Source organism: Micromonospora sp. NPDC049301, from assembly GCF_040678715.1.
GTDB lineage: Bacteria > Actinomycetota > Actinomycetes > Mycobacteriales > Micromonosporaceae > Micromonospora.
The window spans coordinates 292362-313742 of record NZ_JBFAQO010000008.1 but is presented as its reverse complement, the minus strand read 5'-3'; the positions used below and the strand labels follow the sequence as shown (position 1 = coordinate 313742).

General features: G+C 73.9%; 19 protein-coding genes and 1 riboswitch. Of the genes, 9 read left to right on the top strand and 10 right to left on the bottom strand.

Annotated features, from left to right (window positions below):
• Window positions 1-1299, bottom strand: a complete 1299-nt coding sequence (locus AB0K07_RS24440; RefSeq protein WP_363757870.1) for an AI-2E family transporter — start codon at window positions 1297-1299, stop codon at window positions 1-3.
• A gap of 158 nt (window positions 1300-1457) precedes the next feature.
• On the opposite strand from AB0K07_RS24440, the gene AB0K07_RS24435 reads away from it, so the two are divergent.
• Window positions 1458-1796, top strand: a complete 339-nt coding sequence (locus tag AB0K07_RS24435; protein ID WP_363757868.1) for a co-chaperone GroES — start codon at window positions 1458-1460, stop codon at window positions 1794-1796.
• 93 nt (window positions 1797-1889) lie between these two features.
• On the top strand, window positions 1890-2057 hold the full coding sequence (locus tag AB0K07_RS24430) for a hypothetical protein (RefSeq protein WP_199723342.1): 168 nt from the start codon (window positions 1890-1892) through the stop codon (window positions 2055-2057).
• Between the two features lie 14 nt (window positions 2058-2071).
• Here the strand turns inward: AB0K07_RS24430 and AB0K07_RS24425 are convergent, their stop codons facing one another.
• Complete coding sequence (locus tag AB0K07_RS24425) at window positions 2072-3550, bottom strand: PrsW family intramembrane metalloprotease (protein WP_363757866.1); 1479 nt, start codon at window positions 3548-3550, stop codon at window positions 2072-2074.
• A gap of 23 nt (window positions 3551-3573) precedes the next feature.
• Window positions 3574-3694: riboswitch (SAM riboswitch) on the top strand.
• Between the two features lie 46 nt (window positions 3695-3740).
• On the opposite strand from AB0K07_RS24425, the gene AB0K07_RS24420 reads away from it, so the two are divergent.
• Entirely contained in the window at window positions 3741-5015 is a 1275-nt protein-coding gene (locus tag AB0K07_RS24420) for an aminotransferase class V-fold PLP-dependent enzyme (protein WP_363757864.1), read from the top strand.
• 30 nt (window positions 5016-5045) lie between these two features.
• Here AB0K07_RS24420 and AB0K07_RS24415 read toward each other — a convergent pair whose 3' ends face one another.
• On the bottom strand, window positions 5046-6248 hold the full coding sequence (locus AB0K07_RS24415; protein ID WP_363757979.1) for an FUSC family protein: 1203 nt from the start codon (window positions 6246-6248) through the stop codon (window positions 5046-5048).
• Between the two features lie 140 nt (window positions 6249-6388).
• Here AB0K07_RS24415 and AB0K07_RS24410 point away from each other — a divergent pair, with 140 nt between their 5' ends.
• Window positions 6389-7045, top strand: coding sequence for a metal-dependent phosphohydrolase (locus tag AB0K07_RS24410; RefSeq protein WP_363757862.1), 657 nt, complete (start codon window positions 6389-6391; stop codon window positions 7043-7045).
• Here AB0K07_RS24410 and AB0K07_RS24405 read toward each other — a convergent pair.
• Complete coding sequence (locus tag AB0K07_RS24405; protein ID WP_363757860.1) at window positions 7017-7301, bottom strand: DUF4031 domain-containing protein; 285 nt, start codon at window positions 7299-7301, stop codon at window positions 7017-7019. The genes AB0K07_RS24410 and AB0K07_RS24405 overlap by 29 nt on opposite strands.
• 68 nt (window positions 7302-7369) lie before the next feature.
• On the opposite strand from AB0K07_RS24405, the gene AB0K07_RS24400 reads away from it, so the two are divergent.
• On the top strand, window positions 7370-8770 hold the full coding sequence (locus tag AB0K07_RS24400; RefSeq protein WP_363757858.1) for an FAD-linked oxidase C-terminal domain-containing protein: 1401 nt from the start codon (window positions 7370-7372) through the stop codon (window positions 8768-8770).
• A 27-nt stretch (window positions 8771-8797) separates the two neighbouring features.
• Here the strand turns inward: AB0K07_RS24400 and AB0K07_RS24395 are convergent, their stop codons facing one another.
• Both AB0K07_RS24395 and AB0K07_RS24390 read right to left on the bottom strand, forming a co-directional pair.
• Window positions 8798-9334 carry a hypothetical protein gene (locus AB0K07_RS24395; RefSeq protein ID WP_363757856.1) on the bottom strand — a complete coding sequence of 179 codons (537 nt, stop codon included), beginning with the start codon at window positions 9332-9334 and terminating at the stop codon, window positions 8798-8800.
• An 88-nt stretch (window positions 9335-9422) separates the two neighbouring features.
• Window positions 9423-11237 carry a glycerol-3-phosphate dehydrogenase/oxidase gene (locus AB0K07_RS24390; protein ID WP_363757977.1) on the bottom strand — a complete coding sequence of 605 codons (1815 nt, stop codon included), beginning with the start codon at window positions 11235-11237 and terminating at the stop codon, window positions 9423-9425.
• A gap of 80 nt (window positions 11238-11317) precedes the next feature.
• On the opposite strand from AB0K07_RS24390, the gene AB0K07_RS24385 reads away from it, so the two are divergent.
• From AB0K07_RS24385 to AB0K07_RS24375, 3 genes are read left to right on the top strand one after another with little or no spacing between them, the layout of a single operon-like run.
• Window positions 11318-13795, top strand: coding sequence for a S8 family serine peptidase (locus tag AB0K07_RS24385; RefSeq protein WP_363757854.1), 2478 nt, complete (start codon window positions 11318-11320; stop codon window positions 13793-13795).
• 49 nt (window positions 13796-13844) lie between these two features.
• Complete coding sequence (locus tag AB0K07_RS24380) at window positions 13845-14807, top strand: GNAT family N-acetyltransferase (protein WP_363757852.1); 963 nt, start codon at window positions 13845-13847, stop codon at window positions 14805-14807.
• 58 nt (window positions 14808-14865) lie between these two features.
• Window positions 14866-15111: a hypothetical protein gene (locus AB0K07_RS24375; protein WP_363757850.1), complete on the top strand. Its 246-nt coding sequence runs from the start codon at window positions 14866-14868 to the stop codon at window positions 15109-15111.
• A gap of 56 nt (window positions 15112-15167) precedes the next feature.
• Here the strand turns inward: AB0K07_RS24375 and groL are convergent, their stop codons facing one another.
• The 3 genes from groL to AB0K07_RS24360 all read right to left on the bottom strand — a co-directional run bounded on the left by groL (window position 15168) and on the right by AB0K07_RS24360 (window position 18597).
• Complete coding sequence (gene groL, locus AB0K07_RS24370; RefSeq protein WP_109819752.1) at window positions 15168-16790, bottom strand: chaperonin GroEL; 1623 nt, start codon at window positions 16788-16790, stop codon at window positions 15168-15170.
• A 271-nt stretch (window positions 16791-17061) separates the two neighbouring features.
• Window positions 17062-18297 (bottom strand): hypothetical protein, encoded by a 1236-nt coding sequence (locus tag AB0K07_RS24365; RefSeq protein ID WP_363757848.1) that lies wholly within the window; start codon window positions 18295-18297, stop codon window positions 17062-17064.
• A 96-nt stretch (window positions 18298-18393) separates the two neighbouring features.
• On the bottom strand, window positions 18394-18597 hold the full coding sequence (locus AB0K07_RS24360) for a cold-shock protein (protein WP_067305333.1): 204 nt from the start codon (window positions 18595-18597) through the stop codon (window positions 18394-18396).
• A gap of 342 nt (window positions 18598-18939) precedes the next feature.
• Between AB0K07_RS24360 and AB0K07_RS24355 the strand changes: the two genes are divergently transcribed.
• Window positions 18940-19395, top strand: coding sequence for a GNAT family N-acetyltransferase (locus AB0K07_RS24355; protein ID WP_363757975.1), 456 nt, complete (start codon window positions 18940-18942; stop codon window positions 19393-19395).
• A gap of 285 nt (window positions 19396-19680) precedes the next feature.
• Here the strand turns inward: AB0K07_RS24355 and paaN are convergent, their stop codons facing one another.
• Complete coding sequence (gene paaN, locus AB0K07_RS24350) at window positions 19681-21354, bottom strand: phenylacetic acid degradation protein PaaN (protein ID WP_363757847.1); 1674 nt, start codon at window positions 21352-21354, stop codon at window positions 19681-19683.
• Window positions 21355-21381: the final 27 nt, after the last annotated feature.

Here is a 21381-nt window from a genome sequence, read left to right as displayed (position 1 = left end):
TCAGGGCGCCTGCGCGGCGACCACCACGGCGTCGGGCGGGGTGTCCGGGACGGTCCGGGCGGCCAGCCGGCGGACCGCCGTGTTCAGCACCGCGATCAGCGGCACGGAGACCAGCGCGCCGGTGATCCCGGCGAGCACCACCCCGGCGGCGATACCGATGATCACGGCGAGCGGGTGGAGTGCCACCGCCCGTCCCATGATCAGCGGCTGGAGCACGTGCCCCTCCAGCTGCTGCACGCCGATCACCGCACCCAGGATGATCAACGCGGTGACCGGACCGCTGTCGACCAGCGCCACCAGCACCGCCACGCCACCGGAGAGCGCCGCACCGACGATCGGGATGAACGCGCCGAGGAAGACCAGCGCGGCCAGCGGGAAGGCGAACGGGATGTCGAAGACGACCAGGAAGATGCCGATGCCGACGGCGTCGATGAAGGCGACCAGCACGGTCGCCCGGACGTAGGCGCCCAGCGTCTGCCAGGAGGCCCGGCCGGCGTCGTCGACCTTCCAGCGGGCGGCCACCGGCAGCAGCCGGACCAGGAAGCGCCAGATGCGGTTGCCATCGCGCAGGAAGAAGAACGTCGCGAAGAGCACCAGGATGGTGCCGGTCAGCACCTCGGCCAGCGTCGCGGCGGTGCTCAGCGCGCCGCTCGTGAGATCGCGGGTGTTGGAGTTGATCCAGCCCTGCGCCTCCTCGATGTAGCGGTCGAGCTGGGTGTCGGAGAGGTGCAGCGGGCCCGTCTTCAGCCAGTTCTGGATCTGCCGGACGCCCTGCGAGGACTTCTCGCTCAGCTCCGGCACCCCCTGGATGAACTCGTTCACCACCAGGGTCAGCGTGCCGATCACCCCGGCCAGGCCGCCGACCAGCACCACCGCCGTCGCCAGCGACCGGGGCAGTCGAGCGCGCAGCAGCCAGCCCACCGCCGGTGCGAGCAGCGCCGAGAGCAGCAGCGCGACGGCCAGCGGGATGATCACGATCTTGATGGTGCCGACGATCCGGAGCAGCGCCCAGGCCACCACGCCGATCACGATCAGCCGCCAGCACCAGGCGGCGGCGATCCGCAGCCCGTGCGGGACGTCGGCGTCGTCCCGGCTGGTGGTCGAAATGTGCACGTCCGCCGGGGGTGGCGCGCCGACCACCGTGGCCGACGGCGGCGCGGCCGGCCCCGGCGCGGCGGGTGAGGCCACCAGGGGCGACTCCGGGCTGTCGCTCGACGCGCTCTGATCGGCGCGTACCGACTCCCGTGACGACTGGTAGGCGCGGCGGAGCCGCCCGCGTACCCGCTCGAAGCGGCTCAAGCGCACCTCCTGGCAGAAACCGGTCCGCCCACAGCGACAGGTCGGACAGCTTACGTCCGCTCCCGACACCATAGGGCAGTTCCGCCACACATTGCCCCGACCGCCTCTGGCGTAACCACCGTCGGCTCGGCCGCCGGCGACCCGGTAGCGTCTGCGGCGTGACCGCCGACCAGGATCTCGACAACGGCCTGCCGATCCGCCTGCTGCACGATCGTGTGCTGGTGCGGATGGAGGGCAGCGAGGGTGAGCGGCGCTCCACCGCCGGCATCGTCATCCCGGCGACCGCGGCGGTCGGCAAGCGCCTCGCCTGGGCCACCGCCGTCGGAGTGGGGCCGAACGTCCGCGCCATCGTCTCCGGTGACCGGGTGCTGTTCGACCCGGACGACCGCTCCGAGGTCGAGCTGCACGGCCGCGGCTACGTGCTGCTGCGGGAGCGCGACGTACACGCCGTGGCCGCCGAGCGGATCGAGAACGACTCCACCGGCCTCTACCTCTGACGCACCTCCCCCGGCCACCAGGCCCCGCCGCGCGCCGTTTGCCGGGCCGCACGAAGGGAAGCCATCCGGCGACCGTGGCCCTGGGGAGGGACGATGCCGGTATTCGTGAAGAAGCTGCTGGCCTGGGGCAGCGTCGCGTTCCTGATCTACTTCATGGCGTTCCGGCCGGACGGCGCCGCGCAGATGTTCAAGGCGATCGGTGCCGCGCTGATGGCCATGGCCCAGGGCCTCGGTGACTTCCTCACCACCCTGATGACCTGAGCGCCCGCCGACCGTCAGTGCTGACCTGGTGGCCAGGGCGCCGGCGGCCGAGGGCCGTACCAGCCGGGCGGGGCGTGTCCCACCGGGGGCGGCGGCGCGGCCAGCACCACCGGGATCGGCACCACCGGCTCCTCCGGGGCGGACACCGGACGCTGCGAGCCGTCCGGGAAGCGCAGGTGGTAGCGGCCGCCGTCCCAGACTCCCGCCGGGGCCTGCGGGTCCCGCCCCACGAAGAACGACCGGTACGCGGTGATCGCCTCCAGCAGCTCCCGCTCCTCGCGGGCCGTCCGCTCCCGGTCGGCGGGCTTGCGGTCCAGGCCGCGCAGCGACCCGTCGCGCAGCAGGGCCAGCCGTGTGGCGGCGAACTGGTAGCCACGCATCGCCCGCACCCCGGCGTCCCCGGCCACCCGGCGCGCCCAGCTGCGGGCCGCATGCCGGCGGCCGAGGCTGCTCAGCGCGGCCACCTCGGGCGGGCTCAGCCAGCCGGCGCGCACGTAGTCCGGCAACGTCCGCTCGGTCAGCCGCCCCTCCCACGCGCGCAGCCACACCGCCAGCCCCACCATGCCGAAGAAGATCGGCACCATCAGGCCCAGGAAGCCGTACAGCATGATCAGTGCCTCGCCGGTGGCCTGGGTGAGCGTCGGCAGCAGGTTCCAGGTGCCGTGCAGCATCATCGCCAGCAGCAGACCGGCGACCGGGGCGAGCACGCGCACGCGCCGGTCGGCGGTACGGGCCGCGACACCGAGCCCCACACCGGTCATCGAGGTGAAGAGGGGATGCGCGAACCCGAACAGCAGGATCCGGACGATGAAGATGGCGATGACCTGCTGGGTGCCCGTGGCCGGACCGTACCGGTCGGCGCCGGTCGCGTAGCCGTACCCGCCCAGGTAGAGGATGTTCTCCACCATGGCGAAGCCGACCGCGGAGAGACCGCAGTAGACCAGGCCGTCGGTGATCCCGGACCACTCCCGGCGGCGGAACACCAGCAGCAGGATCGGCCCGAGGGCCTTGGTCAGCTCCTCGATGAACGGCGCCACCAGCACTCCGGTGAGCGCCGCCGGCAGCCCCCAGTCGGAGAACCGCGCGGCGGCGAACTCGTTCACGGTGAGCGAGGCGGCGGTGGAGACGAAGGCCCCCCAGGCGAAACAGAAGATCAGATACTTCAGCGGCTCCGGCTCGTACCGGTCCAGCCAGAGGAAGCAGGCGACCAGCACCGGCACCGGCAGGATGGCGGCGACCACCCCGATCAGCAGCGCCCGCACGCCGAGCGACTGGCCGAGCGTGAAGACCATGAACACCGCGCACGCGGCGATGAACAGCACCACCCCGGCCAGCACCAGGAACCGCCGCCAACCCAGTCGGCGCAGCGGCATCCGGGGTGCCTCGCCCGCGGGCGGGGCTGCGGGCGCGGGCGGCGACGGCAGGGGTGCACCGGACGGGGTGTCGGCCATGTGGTCAGCGTAGCCATCCGCCGCCGGCTGGTCCGGGCGCATCCGCAGCCGCTATGCTGCCGGCAGGTCACGAGCGCCAGCGTCAAGCCCCGGCTTGCTGGCCGGCAACCCTCGTCGAGTTCGCGGTGGGGTGCCCCGGGTGATGACCGGGCCCAGCCCGATCGGCGTGCTGGGCAAGCGCGGACCCCGTCCCGACATCGCACCCGGGGTCCCTGACCCCGGAGGTTCCGGCGTGTCCGTCACCCTCGTACCCTCGCTGCCCACCCTGCCCGGCGCGACGCCCGCGCCGGCCCCGTCGCGGCCGCTCGACGTGCTCGGCGTGCCGGGTCAGATCAACCTGGACTACGCGGCCAGCGCACCGTGCGCGCGGGCTGCGGCCGACGCGGTGGCCGAGCTGCTGCCCTGGTACGCGAGCGTGCACCGCGGCGCGGGAGCGCTGTCCCGGCGCTGCACGCTGGCCTACGAGCGGGCGCGGCAGACGGTGGGCGACTTCGTCGGCGCCCGCTCCGACGACCACGTGATCTTCACCCGCAACACCACGGACGCGCTCAACCTGCTGGCGCGGGCGGTGCCCGCCGGCACGACGGTGGTCACCTTCGCCGGCGAGCACCACGCCAACCTGCTGCCCTGGCCGCGCGGCTCGGTACGGCTGCCGGTGCCGACCGATCCAGCCGGGGCGGTACGCGCCCTCGCCGCCGCCCTGACCGAGCTGCGCCGGGACAGCAACCCGGCGCTGCCGGTGCTGGTCGCGGTGACCGGTGCGAGCAACGTGACCGGCGAACTCTGGCCGGTGGCCGAGCTGGCCCGGGTGGCACACCGGCACGGCGCGCGGATCGTCGTCGACGCCGCACAGCTCGCCCCGCACGTCCCGGTCGAGCTGCTCGCGCTCGACGTGGACTACCTGGCCGTCTCCGGCCACAAGCTGTACGCGCCGTTCGGCGCCGGCGTGCTGGTCGGCCGGGCGGACTGGCTGGACGCCGCCCCGCCGTACCTGGCCGGTGGCGGCGCCACCAGCCACGTCGGGCCGGCGACCCACGACGTGACCTGGGCGACCGGCCCGGCACGGCACGAGGGTGGCACCCCGAACCTGCTGGGCGCGGTGGCGCTGGCCGCGGTGTGCGCGGCGCTGGCCGGGGCGGACCGGGCCGCGCTGGCCGCCAGCGAGCAGGCGCTGCTGGCCCGGCTGCGGACCGGCATCGCCGCCCTGCCGCACGTGGTGGAGCTGCGCACCTTCGGCCCGGACACGCCCCGCGTCGGCATCGTCTCGTTCGTGGTCGCCGGGTGGGACTCGGCCGAGGTGGCGGCCCGGCTCGCCGCCGACCACCGGATCGGCGTACGGGACGGGCTGTTCTGCGCCCACCCGCTGGCCCGGCGGCTGCTCGCCGAGGCCGCGGGGCGCACCGGCCGGCGGGATCTGCCGCCCACCGCGCTGCGCGCCAGCATCGGCCTGGGCAGCACCGCCGCACAGGTGGACCGGCTGCTCGCCGCGCTCGCCAGGCTGGGCTGAGCCGGGCCGTCCAGCGGATAGCGGCCCCGGTCAGCCGATCGGCGGGGCGGTGGGGGGTTTCGGCGCCTCGCTCGGCTCGGCCGGTTCGCCGATCGGCCGCTCCTGCTCCCCGAAGGTGGAGCGGATACAGCGGTTCGCCTCCTCCTGATCGATCCCGGAGGCCACCAGCAGGTCGCTCGCCGTGGTCCGGATCTGGGCGATCACCACGCTGCCCGAGAAGCCGACCCCGGCGGCGTACGCCCGACCGGCCTCGCTGACCGCCCGCAGCGACCGTTCCCGGGCCTTCTGTGGCTCCTCGCCGACGGCGAACTCGTGCTTGAGCAGCCGGACCGACTCGGCGAGGTGGTTGACCGCGTCCGGCATCGGATCCGGCACCGGCTCCTCGTCCTCGACCAGCGTGACCGAACGGCGGATCAGCGTGCCGCTGTTGCGCATCGCCCGGTCGATCGGGTCGGCCGCCTCCGCGTAGTGGGTCAGCTCGTCGCGCCGGTGCCAGCGGGCCGGGGAGAGGGTGGCGGTCTCCTTCGCCCCCTGGATCGCCTCGGCCAGCGTGGCCAGCTCCTCCTTGTTGTTGCGCAGCCGCTCCAGCGCCTGCTGGATGAGGGTGCGGTCCCGGTTGCGCAACCCGTCGGCGGTGGCGTCGAGCTGGGCGGCGAGCAGGTCCAACGCCGGCCGGGCGGCGCGGTTGAGCACCCGGAGCGGGTTCAGCGGCAGCAGCACCGCCGTGACCAGCAGCGCGATCCCACCGCCGAGGAACGCGTCGACGAAGCGCGGGATCTCCAGGTTCTGCGTGGACGGGCTCAGCGTGACGATCAGCACCGCCGTGGCCGCCGCCTGGATGACGATGGCCACGCTGGCCCCGGCGAAGATGGTGAGCAGGATCGCCACCGTGACCACCAGGCCGAGCTGCCACGCCCCGGTGCCCAGCAGGTAGATCAGCAGGTCGCCGATGGCGACCCCGATCCCCACCCCGATGATCAGCTCCACGGTCCGGCGGAACCGCTGGCCGACGGACGCCGCCAGGGTGCCGACCGCGGAGATCGGCGCGAAGACCGGCTGCGGGTTTCCGAGCACGCGGTGCGAGATGAAGTACGCCAGCCCGGCGGCGAGCCCGGCCTGCACCGCCAGCCCCCCGGCCATCCGCACCCGGTGCAGCCGGTCGTGCAGGGTGGCCCGGCCGCGGTGCCGCAGTTCCTCGGTGGCCTCGGCGATCCGTGCGCGGTCGACGTCCATCAACCCTTCACGCAGCGCGGTACGCCGCACCAGCGGAGCTCGCTTGTCCCGGGCCACGGCCATGGGCGCGACTACCCATGGCGGGCCTGCTGAATCCTCCCGATCCGCGCCGCGACGGCCGGATGCGGCAGACTCGGGCGGTGGCCGATCTGCTGGACCGGTGGCGGGCGGCGGCCCGGGGCGCCGGGGCGAAGGCCGGCGCGGGCTCGACGCGGGCCGGGGAGCACCTGCTCGCCCGCTGGCGGGAGCCGCACCGGCACTACCACACGGTGGCCCACCTGACCGCCGTGCTCGACGTGGTGGACCGGCACGCCGGGCTGGCCGACCGGGCCGACCTGGTCCGGCTGGCGGCCTGGTGCCACGACGCGGTGTACGACCCGCGGGCGGCGGGCGACGCCAACGAACGCGACAGTGCCACGCTGGCCGGGAGCGTGCTCACCGGGCTCGGCGTGCCGGCGCCCGCGGTGGCCGAGGTGCGGCGGCTGGTGCTGCTCACCGCCGGGCACGCGGTGGCGCCGGGCGATCCGGACGGCGCCCTGCTCTGCGACGCGGACCTGGCGGTGCTGGCCGCGCCGCCGGCCGCGTACGACCGCTACGCGGGTGCCGTCCGGCGGGAGTACGCGCACGTGCCGGAGCCGGCCTTCCGGGCCGGGCGGGCCGCGGTGCTCACCGGCCTGCTGGCGCTGCCCGCGCTGTTCCGGCTGCCGCCGCTGGCGAGCCGGTGGGAGCAGCCGGCCCGGGCCAACCTGCGCCGCGAGCTGGCCACGCTCAGCGGTCCCCCGGCCGACTCGGACTGACGAGGTGCTTCGGGCGGCGCAGGCCGGCGTCGCGGAGCAACCGGACCAGCTCGCGGCTCGGCACCACCCGGGCCCCGAGCCACACCGCCGCCGCGAACCGGTCGGCCGGGATGTCGTAGTGGTCCCGGTCGAAACCGCGCCGGGGCGCGCCGAGCGCCTCGGCGAAGGCGTGCAGCTCGGCATACGAGACGTCGCTGATCAGATGCGACCAGAGCCGACCGCGCCACGGCCAGGCAGGCCGGTCCAGGTAGAGCATGGCGCCCAAGCTAGCCCGCCCAGTCGATCATGTTGATGATCGGCGGCCGGCGACCTAGCCTCAGCTGCATGGCCCCCACTCCACTCATCGACGACCTACGCGCCGCGCTGGGCGAGAACGCCGTGCTCACCGACCCGGACCTGCTGCGCATGCACGAGCGGGACGAGGCCGACCTGTGCGCCGCCGGCACCCCGCTCGTGGTGACCCGCCCGCGCAGCACCGAGCAGGTGGTGGCGGTGGTGCGGGCGGCGGCGCGGCACGGCGTACCGGTGGTGCCGCAGGGCGCGCGGACCGGGCTGGCCGGCGCGGCGAACGCGGTGGACGGCGCGGTGGTGTTGAGCACCGTCGCGATGGACGAGATCCGGGAGATCGACCCGGTGAGCCGGATCGCGGTGGTCCAGCCCGGGGTGGTCAACGCGACGCTGGCCGCGGCGGTCGCCAAGCAGGGGCTGTGGTATCCGCCGGACCCCGGCTCCTGGGAGTCGTCCACCATCGGCGGCAACGTGGCCACCAACGCCGGGGGCATGTGCTGCGTCAAGTACGGCGTCACCACCGAGTACGTGCTCGGCCTGGAGGTGGTGCTCGCCTCCGGCGAGGTGCTGCGCACCGGCCGGCGTACCGCCAAGGGAGTGGCCGGCTACGACCTGACCCGGCTCTTCGTCGGCTCGGAGGGCACCCTCGGCGTGATCACCGAGGTGACCGTGGCGCTTCGGCCCGCCCCGGCCGACTCGCTGACCCTGGTGGCGGTCTTCCCGTCCACCGCGGCGGCCGGCACGGCGGTGGCCGAGATCGCCGCCCGGGGGCTCACCCCCAGCCTGCTGGAGCTGCTCGACCAGACGCACCTGCGGGCGATCGAGGCGTACCAGCCGATGGGGCTGCGGACGGACGCGCAGGCCCTGCTGCTGGCCGCCGCGGACACCGGCAGCCGGGCCGCCGACGACCTGGCCGGCCTGGCCGAGGTGTGCGAGGCGGCCGGCGCCGACGAGGTCTACGCGGCCACCGACGCGGTGGAGGCGGCGGCGCTGTTGCAGGCCCGGCGGCTCGCCCACCCGGCCATGGAGAAGTTCGCCGCCGACGCGTACCCGGGCGGCAACGGCGGTCTGGTGATCGACGACGTGGCGGTGCCGCGCGGTTCGCTCGCCGCGCTGCTGGACGGCGTGGCCCGGATCGCGGCGGACTGCGACGTGCCGATCGGCGTGGTGGGGCACGCCGGGGACGGCAACATGCACCCGAACATCGTGGTCGACCGGGCCGACCCGGCGAGCGTGGAGCGGGGTCGGCGGGCCTTCGACGAAATCATGCGGCTCGGCCTGGACCTGGGTGGCACCTGCACCGGCGAGCACGGGGTGGGGTTGCTCAAACGCGACTGGTTGGCTCGGGAGATCGGCCCGGTCGGGGTCCGGGTGCACCAGGCGATCAAGTCGGCGCTGGACCCGGCCGGCCTGCTCAACCCCGGCAAGGTGCTCTGACCGGGGACCGGGCGCCCCGTGCGGGGATCAGCCGACGACCTCGGCCGGGGTCGCCTGGGTGAGCAGCAGCAGGATCTCCCCGGCGACCGGCGGGCGCTCCTCGCCCGGGCAGTCCTGCGAGGTGATCAGCCCGGCGGAGGTGAGCAGGCTGGAGGTCAGCGCGTCGATGCAGGTGACGCGGTACTGCCGGACCTGATCGGTCTCCCCGGGCAGTCTCGGGTCGGCGAGCAGCACCTGGAGCCGTTCGGTCTGCTCCGGGGCGAGCGTGCCCCGGGAGGTGACCCCGTCGCCGGCGCAGTCGAGGCACTGCCAGGTGCCGTCCCGCTCGACGCTCAGCGTGCGTAGCGGGCCGTCGGCGCCGAGCCGCTGCAGGAGGCTGACCTGACCCGCGGCGACGGTCGTCGGGATCTCGGGGGCCGGCCCGCCGGCTGCCGCACCGACCTGCGGTTGTGCCGCCGGTGGGTTCCGGGTGTCGCCGTCGAACAGCGAGCATCCGGTGAGGGCGGCGGCGAGCGTCGTGGCGAGAAGCGGAATGAGCAGGCGGGTGCGCGCGCGGGAAAGCACGCGCGGAAACCTACCCCACCGTAGATAGCAGCCGAAACCACCAACCGGGCCGGTATCGATGGTTACCCTTCGGTAACGTTTCTTTTCGTCACCGAGCGGACGGACGCAGCTCCGCCTGATCGTCGTCTCCCCGATCGGCCGCGTAGCCCCGTACATCCGGGGCGCCCAGCCGGGCCGCGTCCGCCGCCGCGTCGTCGGGCATCAGCTGAGACTGCCGTTCCGCCTCCACCCGGGCGCGGTAGTGCTCGACCTCGCGGGCCCGGGTCGCCGCGTCCCAGCCGAGCACCGCGCCCATCAGCTCGGCGGCGTGCTCCGCCGACTCCAGCCCCCGGTGGCTCGTCTCGAAGGAGATCCGGGTCCGCCGGGTCAGCACGTCCTCCAGGTGCAGCGCGCCCTCGGCGCGTGCGGCGTAGGCGACCTCCGCGGCCAGGTACTCCGGGGCGCCGGCGAGCGGGGAGGCGAGCAGCGGGTCGGCCTCGATCAGCGCGAGCAGATCCAGGGTGAGGGTGCCGTACCTCTCCAGCAGGTGCTCCAGCACGCCCACCGGTACGCCGTGCCGCCGGGCCAGGTCGGCCCGGTCCCGCCACATGGCCGGGTACCCGTCCGCGCCGAGCAGCGGCAGGTCGGCGGTACGCGACGGGCGGGCGCCGCCCAGCCGGCGGGCGGCCCGGTCCACCACGTCGGAGGCCATGACCCGGTACGTCGTGTACTTGCCACCGGCGACCAGCAGCAGCCCGAGCATCGGCTCGAAGACCGCGTGCTCGCGGGAGAGCTTCGAGGTGGAGTCGGCCTCACCGGCCAGCAGCGGCCGCAGCCCGGCGTAGACGCCCTCGATGTCGGCGGTGGTCAGCGGCCGGTCCAGCACGGCGTTGACCTGCTGCAACAGGTAGTCGATGTCGCTGGCCGAGGCCGCCGGGTGGGACCGGTCGAGTCGCCAGTCGGTGTCGGTGGTGCCGATGATCCAGTGCCCGCCCCAGGGGATGACGAAGAGCACCGAGGTCGCCGTGCGCAGGATGAGCCCGGTCTCACCGGTGATCGCCGAGCGGGGCACCACCAGGTGCACCCCCTTGGAGGCGCGCACCCGGATCCCCGGTCGCAGGCCCACGTCGTTGAGCATCCGGGACATGTCGTCGCTCCACACGCCCGTGGCGGCGATGACGGTGCGGGCCTGCACCTCGAACTCGGCGTCCGGAGAGCCGGCCGGCGCCTCCAGGTCCCGGACGCGGACGCCGGTGACCTCGCGCGCCTGCCGGATCAGGCCGACCGCGCGGGCGCTGCTCACCACCGTGGCACCGAGGCTGGCCGCGGTGCGGGCCAGGGTGACCACCAGCCGGGCGTCGTCGACCTGCCCGTCGTAGTAGCGGATCGCTCCGGCCAGCGCGTCGGCGCGCAGGCTCGGGAAGATCCGCCGGGCGCCCTCGCGGGTCAGGTGCCGGTGCAGCGGCATGCCCCGGCCACCGCCGAAGACCCCGGCGAAGGCGTCGTAGGTGGCCACGCCGGCGCCGTAGTAGGAACGGCGGAAGATCCGGGCGGGCAGACCCCGCAGGCCCGTGCCGGCCGGCAGCGGCACCAGGAACGGCACCGGGCGGACCAGGTGCGGCGCGAGGCGGGTGGCCAGCAGGCCGCGCTCGGTGAGCGCCTCGTGGACCAGATGGAACTCCAGCTGCTCCAGGTAGCGCAGGCCACCGTGGATCAGCTTGCTGGACCGGCTGGAGGTGCCCGCGGCGAGGTCACGCGCCTCGACCAGTGCCACCTTGAGACCCCGGGACGCCGCGTCCAGGGCGGCGCCGGCACCGGTCACCCCACCCCCGATGACCAGCACGTCGAAGCGCTCAGCGCGGAGTCGGCGCAGGTCGGCGGCCCGGCGCACCGGTGAGAGCTGCCCGGCGACGGAGCGGGAGATGTTGGGGTCTCGCACCTGTCCACCGTAACCGCCGTGGCCGACGTGTCGACATGTGCCGCCCGACCCGTACTGTGCGAGTCATGCAGGTCGGCTTCCCGTCACCCGCTGGTCAACCACCGCCCTACCAGCCGTCACCGCCGGGCCGGTCCAACCCGTGGCCGGTGGTCGCGGCCGTGCTGGCCGGTGGCTGGACGGTGGCCGTGACCGTGGGCACCCAGGCGGGTGGCTGGCTCACCGACCAGGTGCTGCTGGGCTTCGGGCGGGACCGGCTGGGCTGGCTCTGGCCGCTGCTGGGCCTGGTCACCGTCGTCCTGGTGGGCACGCCGGCGCTGCTGCTGGCCATGCTGCCCCGGTCGGCCGCGGTCCGGGCCACCGGGCGGGCCTGGCTGGCTGCCGTGCTCGCGCTCGGGGCGCTCACGCTGCTGCGGATCGTGCCGCCGGTGCACCACGAGGCGTACCTCGCCGCGCTGGCCGGCACGGCGGCGCTCACCGCGTTCGTCCTGCGCTGGTGGGCACGCCGGTCGGTGTCCACCGGGCCGGCCGGCTCGGCGGTCCGCGCGACGACGCGCCCGGTGCCGCTGCTCGCGATCGCCGCCGGGCTGGCGCTGCTGCTGCCCTGGGCCTGGCTGGGCGCGCTCGGCGGGCTGCTGGAGACCACGCTCGCCGTGCTGGCGGCGGCGGCGCTCGGTGCGCTCGCCGCGACGCTGCTGGATGCCACCTTCTGGTCCCGGTTCGCGGTCGGCGAGCCGCCCCGGCCGGCCCGGTTGGTGCTGGTCGGCGGCCTGGTCGCCGGGGTGGCGCTGCTGCTGCTCTCCGCCGGTGCCGGCCAGTCCGGTGCGCAGTTACCCGCGCTGCTGACCCTGCCACCGGCTGGTTTCGCGCTGGCCGCCCTGTGGGCCGCGGCCTGGCGTCCGGCCGCCGGCGTGACGGACACGCCCGACCGGACGACCGACGCCGTGCACGCCGGGCGGGCCGCGACCGGCTGGCTGGTGGGCCTGGCCACGCTCGGCCCGCTGGCCTTCACCGATCCGGAAGAGATCACCCTGCTGCTGGTCGGCACCCGCGACGTGCCGTTCTGGGTGGCGGCCGCCGCCGGCGCCGGGTTCGTCGTCGCGGTCCTGGTCGCCATCGGGTACGCGGTGCTGCTCGGCCGGCCGTCGGCCCGTACCCCGAACCGACGGGTCGCGGCGCTCAGCGCGGCGGTGCTGCTGGTCGCGGTGGGCGTGGTCGACCTCGGGCCCGGTCAACCCGGCCTGCACGGCGAACGGCTGCTCGTGGTGCTGCGCGAGCAGGCCGACCTGACCGGCCTGCCGGCGGGCGCACCGGGCCGGGCCGGACGGGACGCCCGGGCGGCGGAGGTCTACCGGCGGCTCGTGACCACGGCCGACCGGAGCCAGGCCGACCTGCGCCGCGAGCTGGGCCGGCTGCGGCTCGATCCGGTGCCGTACTACCTGGTGAACGCGGTCGAGGTGGACGGGGGCCCGGCGGTGCGGGCCTGGCTCGCGCGCCGTCCCGAGGTGGCCCGGGTGCTGGTCAGCCAACGGCTGCGGCCACTGCCGGCCCCGGCCGGGCAGACCCGGGGTACGGCGGCCGCGCCCACCGGCCCGGAGTGGAACATCCGCCAACTCGGCGCCGACCGGGTCTGGTCGCAGCTCGGCGTGACCGGCGCGGGCATCGTGGTGGGCAGCTCGGACTCGGGTGTGGACGGCACCCACCCGGCGCTGCGGGCCGGGTTCCGGGGCGGGGACGACTCCTGGTACGACCCGTGGGACGGCACCCGGACCCCGACCGACCAGGGCGGGCACGGCACCCACACGGTGGGCAGCGCGGTCGGGCGGAACGGCATCGGGGTGGCGCCGGACGCGCAGTGGGTGGGCTGCGTCAATCTGGACCGCAACCTGGGCAGCCCCGGGCTCTACCTGGACTGCCTCCAGTTCATGCTGGCGCCCTTCCCCGCCGGCGGGGACCCGTTCACCGACGGCCGGCCGGAGCGCGCCCCACAGGTGCTGACCAACTCGTGGGGGTGCCCGCCGATCGAGGGCTGCGACCGCAACGTGCTGCGGCCGGCCACCACCGCGCTGGACGCCGCCGGGATCTTCGTGGTGGCCGCCGCCGGCAACACGGGCCCGTGGTGCGCGTCGATCGACGACCCGCCCGCGCCGTATCCGGACGTGCTGACCGTCGGCGCGGTGGACGCGCAGCGGCGGGTGGCGGAGTTCTCCTCGCGCGGCCCGGTGCCGGGCAGCCCGAACAAACCGGACGTGCTGGCGCCGGGCGTGGGCGTGGTGTCGGCCATGCCGGGCGGCGGGTACGCCGCGCTGGACGGCACCTCGATGGCGACGCCGCAGGTGGCCGGGGTGGTCGCGCTGATGTGGTCGGCGAACCCGGCGCTGGTCGGCGACCTGCCCCGGACCCGGCAGATCCTGCGGGACACCGCGACGCCGGCCGTGGCGACCTACCGGTCCAGCAATCGGAGCGACGCCTGCGGCGGCCCGGCCAACGTCACGGGCGCCGGCCAGGTCGACGCGTACGCCGCCGTCCAGGCCGCTCGGCGGTAGGCAAGGGCGGGAGCACGAACCGACACCCGGTGATCTAGGGTCGGCGACCATGGACGCCGAGATCACCGTCACCGAGCTGACCTCTGACCTGGCCCCCGCCGTGGTGCGGCTCTGTGCGCAGGCGCTCGACCTGCCCGAGGACGCCGCAGAGGCAGCGCCCATCGTGGACGTGCTCTGGCCCCGGGCCGCGGCCGACCGTCCGGTGGTCGGGCTGGGCGCGTACCGGGGGGCGGACCTGATCGGGGTGCTGCTCTGTTCGGTGTCGCAGGCCGACCCGGCTCTCGGGCACGTGGACCTGGTCGCGGTGCTCCCCGAGCAGCGTCGACGGGGTGTCGGCCGGGCACTGCTGGAGCGGGCCGAACGGGTGCTCGCCGAGCGCGGGGTGACCGAGGTGCTGCTGGCGGGGAACCCGCCGTACTACGCCTGGCCGGGCATCGACGTGCGCTACACGCCGGCGGTCTGCGCCGCCCTGGCGCTCGGCTACCGGCAGGACCGGACCGCGTGGAACATGACCGCCGACCTGTCGTACGACGGGTCGCCGGCGTTGCGGTCGACGGAGGCGGCGGAGCGGCGGCTCGCCGGGGCGGGAATCACGGTACGCCGGGCGGAGCCGACGGACCTGCCCGCGCTGACGGAGTTCGCCCGGTCCACCTTCGGTGGCTCCTGGGACGGCGAGTTGGCCGGGTCGGTGGGTCGTGAGGGGGCCGGTTGCCACCTGGCGGAGCGGGCCGGTGAGGTGCTCGGCTTCGCCGCCTACGGGTCGTCCCGGCCGAGCTGGTTCGGGCCGATGGGCACCGCGCCGGCCGCCGAGGGCTCGGGCATCGGCGGGGTGCTGCTGCGGCGCTGCCTGCGCGACCAGCGGGAAGCGGGGCTGGACCGGGCGGAGATCGGCTGGGTGGGGCCGGTGCCGTTCTACTCCGGCAGCGCCGGCGCCCGGATCGAGCGGGTCTTCTTCCTCTATCGGCGGACGCTCGACACCAAATTAGGGCGAACAGGATATAGACCCAGATAATGCCATTCGCCCGCGTCAGGCATCGACGCCCCCTACCGTTTCGGTAGAGGAGGCAGCCATGACCACGGATGACGACCAGACCGAGGACGGCCCGCAGGTCACCTGGAAACCGGTCGGCGAACTCCCCGGCCAACTGCCGTTCGACCGGCTCGACTACGGCGACGCCGAGCAGCTGGCCGAAATGACCACCAACGGCGAGCCGGCGCTCGACGAGCCGCAGGAGATGGTGGACGCTCCGATCCAACTGCCCCCGCCGTACGACCGGGCGCAGAAGCGGCGCAACCAGCGTCCGCTACCCACCTGACGACGAACGGGGCGGACCGCGTCAGCGGCCCGCCCCGTCACGTGTCGGAACTGGACTCAGAAGTCCATGTCCCCGCCACCCGGGCCAGCCGGGGCAGCCGGGGTCTTCTCCGGCTTGTCCGCGACGACGGCCTCGGTGGTGAGGAAGAGCGCCGCGATGGAAGCGGCGTTCTGCAGCGCCGACCGGGTCACCTTGGCCGGGTCGATGATGCCCGCGGCCAGCAGGTCGACGTACTCGCCGTTGGCGGCGTTGAGGCCGTGACCCGCTTCGAGGTTACGGACCTTCTCCACCACGACGCCGCCCTCGAGGCCGGCGTTGACGGCGATCTGCCGCAGCGGGGCGTCCAGCGCGACCTTGACGATGTTGGCACCGGTCGCCTCGTCGCCGACCAGGTCCAGCTTGTCGAAGGCGGTCTTGCCGGCCTGCACCAGCGCGACGCCACCACCCGGGACGATGCCCTCCTCGACGGCAGCCTTCGCGTTGCGAACGGCGTCCTCGATGCGGTGCTTGCGCTCCTTGAGCTCGACCTCGGTGGCCGCGCCGACCTTGATGACCGCGACGCCGCCGGCCAGCTTGGCCAGCCGCTCCTGCAGCTTCTCCCGGTCGTAGTCGGAGTCGCTCTTGTCGATCTCGGCCCGGATCTGGTTGACCCGGCCCTGGATCTGCTCGGCGTCGCCGGCACCGTCGACGATGGTGGTCTCGTCCTTGGTCACCACGACCTTGCGGGCGCGGCCCAGCATGTCGACGCCGACGGCGTCCAGCTTGAGGCCGACCTCCTCGCTGATGACCTGGCCACCGGTGAGGATGGCGATGTCGGCGAGCATGGCCTTGCGGCGGTCACCGAAGCCCGGCGCCTTGACGGCGACCGACTTGAAGGTGCCCCGCACCTTGTTGACGACCAGGGTGGCCAGAGCCTCGCCCTCGATGTCCTCGGCGATGATCAGCAGCGACTTGCCCGACTGCATGACCTTCTCCAGGATCGGGAGCAGGTCCTTGACCGACGAGATCTTGCTGTTGACGATCAGGAGGTAGGGGTCGTCGAAGACGGCCTCCATGCGCTCCGGGTCGGTCATGAAGTAGGCCGAGATGTAGCCCTTGTCGAAGCGCATACCCTCGGTGAGCTCCAGCTCCAGCCCGAAGGTGTTGCTCTCCTCGACGGTGATGACGCCTTCCTTGCCGACCTTGTCCATCGCCTCGGCGATGATCTCGCCGACGGTGCTGTCGCCAGCGGAGATGGAGGCGGTGGAGGCGATCTGCTCCTTGGTCTCGACGTCCTTGGCGAGCTTGGACAGCTCCTCCGAGACGCTCGCGACCGCGGCCTCGATGCCCCGCTTCAGGGCCATCGGGTTGGCGCCAGCGGCCACGTTGCGCAGGCCCTCGCGAACCAGGGCCTGGGCCAGGACGGTCGCCGTCGTCGTGCCGTCACCGGCAACGTCGTCGGTCTTCTTGGCGACCTCCTTGACCAGCTCAGCGCCGATCTTCTCGTACGGGTCCTCGAGCTCGATCTCCTTGGCGATGCTCACACCATCGTTGGTGATGGTGGGGGCACCCCACTTCTTCTCGAGCACGACGTTGCGGCCCTTCGGGCCGAGGGTCACCTTTACGGCGTCGGCGAGCTGGTTCATGCCCCGCTCGAGGCCGCGGCGCGCCTCTTCGTCGAACGCGATCATCTTGGCCATACGGCGTTGTCCTCCTGGACACTCACGGGCCACCCGAGATGTGCCCCGGATGGGCCGCCTGGTGTACGCACCTTGGGACGTCGCCACCTGGCGACGACGACGTCCTTCGGCCGGGCCGGATAGCCCGCGACGACCGGCCATGTGTCACCCCGGCGTCTCCGCGCCGGCGCGACCCTGGCCCCACCGTCCCGACCATTGGCACTCACGGTATGCGAGTGCCAATGACTTGTTTAGCACTCTCCCCTGCCGAGTGCAAGCACGACCGCCTCGGTCAGCCGAGTTCCGCAGCCAGTCCGGCAGCGTTCACCGGCCTCTCATGGGCACGCTGCTCGGCGTACGTCACCAGCAGCCCCACCAGTTGCGCGAGGTGGGCGGGGAGGGCCAGCACCGCGCTGACGGCGATCACCAGCACCACGCCGATCGCGGAACCCGGGGAGGCCAGCGGGTCGACCCCGAACGGGGCGCTGCCGACCCCCTCCAGCACGCTGGCGACCAGGGTGCCGACGATCACCGCGGCCGCCACCAGCGCCACCCGACCGAGCAACAGCCCCAGCCGGTCGTGGAACATCCGGAACGACCGGCCGATCGGGTTCTCCCGCTCGAAGAGGTAGACCGGCCCGACCATGCTGAGCGCGAAGGCGAGGTAGATGCCGGGCAGGACGCAGAAGCAGACGCCCAGGCCGATGATCACGCCGGTCAGCAGCGTCCAGCCCCAGAGCCCGAGCGCGCGACGCAGGCCGTAGCGCAGCGCCGGACCCAGGCTGACCGACTCACCGACCGCCTGGCGGGTGATCACCCAGGTGCCGGCGGCCCAGCCCACGGCCTGCACCAACCCGATCAGCAGACTGCCGCCGATCAGCACCAGGAACACGGTGGCCAGGTCGGTGAGGAACGTGTCCGGCAGCGCGGCCGACTCCCCGACGGCGGTCGTCTCCCACTTCGCGGTCGGGTCCAGCCCGAGCGAGAGCACCGACAGCACCGCCGCCGGCAGCACCTGGGTGAGCAGGAGGATGGGCAGCAGCAGTCTCCAGCCGCGCCGGACCGCGCCCACGCACCGCTCGAACCAGCCACTCAGCCCGGCGCCGGGCAGGGTGACCAGCCGATCGGCCGGATCGACCCCGGGCGGGTACCACCCGGTGCTCGGCGGCCCCGGGTACCAGAGCTGCCCACCGTACGGACCGGCACCGACCGGGTAGCCGCCGGTGGGCGGGAACACCCACCCCTGCGGGGGCGGGCCCGGTGGCGGCCCCCACGAGGGCGGCACGCTCGGGTCCCAGCCGGGGGGTGGCGTGCCCGGCGGAGGGCCTCCGGCCGTGGACACGGTCGGGTCCCAGCCCGGCGAGGTGGCCGGCGGCGGGCCCCAGGGGGACGGCGCGGTCGGGTCACCAGCGGGAGGCGGACCGGGCTCGGCCGGGTGCGGGCCGGACGGGTTGACGCCGCCCGAGTGCGGACCGGACGGGTCGGGCTGACCCGGGGGTGGGGCGGCCGGGGGCGGCTGGTCGGACATGAACCCTCCTCAGCGACGGCTGGAATGGTTCACGATCTTCCAGGGTCCGATCGTGTGGCGCAGCCCCGGCCCCTCAGGGCCTTACCGGCGGCCCACTCAGGCGATGACGCGCACCCGCTCCGCCTGCGGACCCTTCTGGCCCTGGGCGATCTCGAACTCCACCCGCTGACCGTCGTCGAGCGCCTTGTAGCCGTCCATCTCGATCGCCGAGAAGTGGACGAACACGTCCTGCCCGCCGTCGACGGCGATGAAGCCGTAGCCCTTTTCCGAGTTGAACCACTTGACGGTGCCCTGTGCCACGGTGCACTTCCTCACTCTGTGCGGCGTCGCCTGCCCCGGCGCACGGCACGGCCGACGCCTTCGGGCCACCGCTCCGGCGATCGATGACGGCCGCTGAAACGGGTGACCGAAATCGCACGCTACACGAGGAGTGACGGCCACGCACGACCACAAATCGGGCATATTCCGGAGCCGTGACGGGTACGGCGGCATCGCCATCCGTCGCTGTGATAGGCATGCCGCATGACGAGCGCGCCCGGCCGGGCTCACGGCAGCGCCGGCGCGCCCGAGCGGCGCGACGACACCGGGGCACCGACGCCGCGTGTCCCGATCCGGCGGGTACGCCCCGCGGACGCGGCCCGGATGCGGGCACTTCGGCTGGAGATGCTGGCCGACGCCCCGCTGGCCTTCCTGGAGACGATCGCCGACGCCGCCGCCCGGCCGCACGCCGAGTACGCCGCCCGGGTGGCGTACACCTCGCGTGGTGCGGAGACCGCCCAGTTCGTGGCGGATCCCGGCGGGCGGTTCGTCGGGCACGCCGGCGGCACGGTCGCGCCGCGCGAGGCCGGGCTGACCGTGATCTACGCCGTCTACGTCACGCCGGCCTGGCGGGGCAGCGGGTTGCTCGGCGAGCTGATCGACGAGGTGGCCGCCTGGTCGCGGGCCTGCGGCCGCCCGGAACTCCTCCTGGAGGTGGTGGTCGGCAACGACCGCGCCTACCGGGCCTACCAGCGACTGGGCTTCGTCGACACCGGCGTGCGCGTCCCCCACCCCACCATCCCGGCCCTGACCGAACTCCAGATGCGCAGACCAGCCTGAAACAGAAGAACGACCGCGCCGACCCGCCGCGCCGGTCATGGCCGCGCCGCGCCGGTGGCCATGATCGTGCTGCAACCAGGATCTAGTGGTAACCCACCAGCGGGAGGCCCCTACATCCTGGATCGAGCACGATCATGGGGTGGTGCGGCAGGGCTCCGGGCCGGACACGTGGACGACCACCGTGCCCACGGCGGGTTTCCGGGGCAGCCCGACCCGCGCAGGGATCAAGCCTGACCGCCCGGAGTGGGGCGGGCTGCCCCGGAAACCCCTAACCGCGACCAAGGATCAGACGTGCCGCCGCGACTGCACGATCCGGAACCGGTTGGCCACGTACGCCCCGTCGGTCAGCGCCGAGTTGGCCGCCGCGTTGGCGCCGCTGCCGTGGAAGTCCGAGAACGCCGCCGACTGGTTCACGAAGACCCCGCCGGTCAGGTTGCAGGACAGGTGCACCCCGACCTCGACGGCCACCGCCTCGGTCGCGTCCAGCACCGTCTCGTCGGTGGAGTAGACACCCGCGGTGAGGGCACCCTTCTCGCCGACCGTCCGGCGCAGCAGCTCCAGGCTGTGCGCCGTTGACTCGGTGGCGATGGCGAACGAGATCGGGCCGAACCACTCCCGGCCGTAGGTCTCCGCGTCGTGCGCGCCCAGCTTCACGATCGTCGGCGTACGCACCACCGCGTCGGCGTACGACGGGTGCGCCACGGCCCGGGACTCCAGCACCGGCTCGCCGACCTTGGTCACCTCGGCCAGCCGCTCCAGCACCCCGTCGTTGACGATGGCGCCGGTCAGCTCCACGCCCCGGGCCGGGTCGGCGGTCAGCTTGCCGACCGCCGCCGCGATCCCGCCGGCCACCTCGTCGAAGCTCTTGTGCCCCTGGTCGGTCTCGATGCCACCGGCCGGGATGAGGATGTTCTGGGAGGTGGTGCACATCTGGCCGCTGTACAGCGTCAACGTGAAGCCGAGGTTGCGGCACATGCCGGCGAAGTCGTCGGTGGAGTCGATCACCACCGTGTTCAGCCCGGCCTTCTCGGTGTAGACCGCCGCCTGCCGGGCGTGCGTCTCCAGCCAGTCGCCGTACTCGGTGGAGCCGGTGAAGTCGACGATCTTCACGGAGCGGTGCAGGGCCAGGTCGCTGGCGAGCTTCTCGCCGGGCGCCTCGGCCGCCAGCATGATCAGGTTCGGGTCGAAGCCCGCCTCGGCGAGCACCTCCCGGGCGTACTTCACGGTGATGGCCAGCGGCAGCACCGCGCGCGGGTGCGGCTTGACGATCACCGGGTTGCCGGTGACCAGCGAGGCGAACAGCCCCGGGTACGAGTTCCACGTCGGGAAGGTGTTGCAGCCGATCACGAGCCCCACACCGCGCGGCACCACGTGGAACGTCTTGGTCATCCGCAGGGGGTCGCCCTTGCCGGCGGCCTTCTCCCAGCCGGCCGTCCCCGGGTGCCGGGTCATCTCGGCGTACGCGTACGCCAGCGCCTCCAGCGCCCGGTCCAGCGCGTGCGCGCCGCCGGCCTGGAAGGCCATCACGAACGCCTGCCCGCTGGTGAACTGCACAGCGTTGGCCAGCTCGAAGATGTGCTTGTGCAGCCGGTCGAGGATCTCCAGGCAGACGCCCACCCGGGCCTGCGGGCCGGCGTCGCGCCACGCCGGCAGCGCGGCGGAGGCGGCGGTGACCAGCTCGTCGGCGCCGGCGTGCGGGTAGCGCACCGCCAGCTCCACCCCGAACGGGCTCGCCTCGGTGGCGACCCGGTCGCCGGTGCCCGGCTGGTCGAGCGGGAAGTCGCCGCCCAGGTACGCCTCGAAGGCGGCCTTACCGTCGGCGGCGGCGGTCTCGCCGTACACGCGGGGGCTGGGGGACTCGGGATAGGCGGACCAGTAGCCCCGCTCCGTGATCGCGGTCAGCGCACGGTTGAGGGTGTCGGCGTGCCTGTCGTACAGGGGATGCGGGGTCTCCGTCATGCCCGCCATCATGCCGCAGCCGTGTCC

Bases quoted from the DNA above. Each gene is read 5' to 3' on its own strand.
- groL (WP_109819752.1), bottom strand. From the start codon at position 16,790: ATGGCCAAGATGATCGCGTTCGACGAAGAGGCGCGCCGCGGCCTCGAG.
- AB0K07_RS24375 (WP_363757850.1), top strand. From the start codon at position 14,866: ATGACCACGGATGACGACCAGACCGAGGACGGCCCGCAGGTCACCTGG.
- AB0K07_RS24365 (WP_363757848.1), bottom strand. From the start codon at position 18,297: ATGTCCGACCAGCCGCCCCCGGCCGCCCCACCCCCGGGTCAGCCCGAC.
- AB0K07_RS24405 (WP_363757860.1), bottom strand. From the start codon at position 7,301: ATGCTCTACCTGGACCGGCCTGCCTGGCCGTGGCGCGGTCGGCTCTGG.
- AB0K07_RS24400 (WP_363757858.1), top strand. From the start codon at position 7,370: ATGGCCCCCACTCCACTCATCGACGACCTACGCGCCGCGCTGGGCGAG.
- AB0K07_RS24425 (WP_363757866.1), bottom strand. From the start codon at position 3,550: ATGCGCCCGGACCAGCCGGCGGCGGATGGCTACGCTGACCACATGGCC.
- AB0K07_RS24415 (WP_363757979.1), bottom strand. From the start codon at position 6,248: ATGGACGTCGACCGCGCACGGATCGCCGAGGCCACCGAGGAACTGCGG.
- paaN (WP_363757847.1), bottom strand. From the start codon at position 21,354: ATGACGGAGACCCCGCATCCCCTGTACGACAGGCACGCCGACACCCTC.
- AB0K07_RS24355 (WP_363757975.1), top strand. From the start codon at position 18,940: ATGCGGGCACTTCGGCTGGAGATGCTGGCCGACGCCCCGCTGGCCTTC.
- AB0K07_RS24430 (WP_199723342.1), top strand. From the start codon at position 1,890: ATGCCGGTATTCGTGAAGAAGCTGCTGGCCTGGGGCAGCGTCGCGTTC.
- AB0K07_RS24385 (WP_363757854.1), top strand. From the start codon at position 11,318: ATGCAGGTCGGCTTCCCGTCACCCGCTGGTCAACCACCGCCCTACCAG.
- AB0K07_RS24380 (WP_363757852.1), top strand. From the start codon at position 13,845: ATGGACGCCGAGATCACCGTCACCGAGCTGACCTCTGACCTGGCCCCC.